This is a genomic window from Candidatus Binatia bacterium (assembly GCA_036382395.1).
In the GTDB taxonomy this organism is placed as follows: Bacteria; Desulfobacterota; Binatia; order HRBIN30; family HRBIN30; genus JAGDMS01.
Genome location: DASVHW010000296.1, coordinates 1 through 2,267 on the forward strand (window position 1 = coordinate 1; position 2,267 = coordinate 2,267).

General features: G+C 64.1%; 2 protein-coding genes. Both read left to right on the forward strand.

The features are described from left to right. Window positions 1-230: 230 nt before the first annotated feature. Window positions 231-719, forward strand: a complete 489-nt coding sequence (locus VF515_14010; protein HEX7408750.1) for a YtxH domain-containing protein — start codon at window positions 231-233, stop codon at window positions 717-719. Window positions 720-885: 166 nt separating this feature from the next. Next, window positions 886-2,267 (forward strand): amidohydrolase family protein (locus VF515_14015; GenBank protein ID HEX7408751.1); only part of this gene is annotated, 1,382 nt, incomplete at its 3' end.

The following is a 2,267-nucleotide window of genomic DNA, read 5'->3' on the forward strand; positions in this document are numbered from 1 at the left end:
TGGAAGTCGATTCCACATACTACGCCCTGCCGAGTCAACGCAACGCCTTGCGCAAGGTTCAGCCGTTGCGCGATGCGAAGGTCATCTACGTCATCTTCAACAAGTGCTACGGGGATTACGGTATGCGTAACGCCGCCACGATGCGGCGCTTGCTCGCAGCAGCCACCTGAAGCGTTTGCAGCCTCGCGCACGTTGTGCAAGCCTTCTCCGCTTGGTAGGTTTCCCGTCCGATGCTGCGCCTGCGCTTTCTCCCCGGACTCATTCTCGGCCTGATTGTGGGCCTGGCCGCCGGAATCGTGGTCGTGCTGCTGACATTGCCGCCCCGTGGCGCCGACCTGCCCGCCCCACTTCCGTCACAGGTACAGGAGCTGACCCGCAAGTTGGAGGCAGCCAGCGAATCACGCGAGCGAGCCGACCGGCAGTTCGAGCAGTTCCAGAAGCTTGCCGAGCAGATGACCGCTACCTTCAACAGCCTGGAGAGGCGCTTCAAGCTGTTGGAAGAAGAGCAACGCGTGCGAGACGCGCAAGGGATTCAAGCCCCGGCGCAGCGCCCAGCCGCGCCAGCGCCACCGCCGACCGCGTCCAGACAGGCACCGCCGCAACCTAAGGCCGCGACGCGCCCAGACGGAGACACGCCACCATCGGCTCCTGAGCAAGACCCTTCGCTGCAGGATCAGCCGTCCGTTCCTCCCGCCGACGACCCTTCCGTACAGCAGTAGGCGGCTAGCCGCCGCACCGGCCTGGTGACAAGCTACAACAGCTATCTCACCTCCTCGTCGCACAGTGGAGCGTACCTTCCCTCTAGACATCCGGACCGAAGCATAGTCCACGGTTTGTCTCGCGCACGCCACCTGATAGAGTCCCACGCTGCGATAGGAGCGACTCATGGATGCGGATTTGAAGCTCGAGGGTGGACAGGTCATCGATGGAACAGGCGCGCCGGTTGGTCGCGCTGACGTCGCGATCAGCGGCGGTGTCATCACGGCGGTCGGCGATCTCAGTGGATTGCCGGCGGCGCAGGTGATCGACTGCGCCGGGAAAACCATCGTGCCCGGCTTCATTGATATCCACTCGCATACCGACTGGCTTCTCCCCGACTCCGACCACGGCTCGCTGATCGAACCGTTCATTCGTCAGGGCATGACGACGCTCGTCGGCGGCAATTGTGGCTTCAGCCCCGCACCCATTACGCCGGTCAACCGTGACGCCGCTCACGAAGCCAGCCGTCTCATCATCGACGGGGCCATCGACATTCGGTGGCAGTCGATGGGGGAATTTCTCAACACGCTTGAACGCGGTGGCGTAGCCCTGAACGTCGCACAACTCGTGGGGCATGGGTCGGTACGCGCCGCTGTAACCGGGCCGCTGAACCCCGCCGTGCCGAGCGCCGACGAACTCCAACGCATGGAGACGCTGACGCGGGAAGCGCTCGACGTCGGCTGTGTCGGTGTCAGCAGCGGGCTTGGATACCCACCCGGCATCTTTGCCGAGGAATCCGAGCTGGCGCATTTCGCCGGCTGGGCCGCACGCGGCGGCAAGATCTTCACCTCGCATCTCAAGGCCTACAGCTGGGTGAGCGGCGCCTACACCACCGACCCGACACAAGAGTTCCACAACCTCTCCGCTATCAAGGAGATCCTGCGCGTCGGCCAGGCCGCCGGCGCTCGCGTCCAGATCAGTCATCTCATCTTCGTTGGGCGCAGCACGTGGCCCAGCTACAGCGACGCCATCCGCCTCATCGAAGACGCGCATCGTGATGGTCTGGATGTCGCCTTCGATGCGTTCCCGTACACTGCCGGCAACACCACCGCCAGCGTGCTCTTTCCGGCGTGGATCCTGCCGCGCTTGGAGGAGGTCCTGGAAAACCCCGAGGAACGCGCCAACCTGCGCGACTTCGCCACTACCGCATTCGCCAGCGTCGGCTTCGGCCTGGCCGACGTGCAGATCATGAAGGCCAACGCCCCCCGCTTCGACCAGTACAACGGCTTGCGGGTCACCGACGCCGCCGACCGCGCCGCTATGGATCCGTTCGACTTCTATTGCCGCCTGGTCATAGAGAGCAAGCGCAACGCCCGGGTGCTCAACCACACCTACAGCGGCGACCGCGGTGAAGAGGAAGCGCTGCAAGCCGTGCTCCGCCATCCGCTGTGCACGATCGAAACCGACACCTTCGTCACCCACGACGGACACCAGAATCCCGCCGCCTACGGCACCTTTCCGCGGGTGCTGAGCACCTACGTCAAGGCAGGGCTTTTCTCATTGGAGGA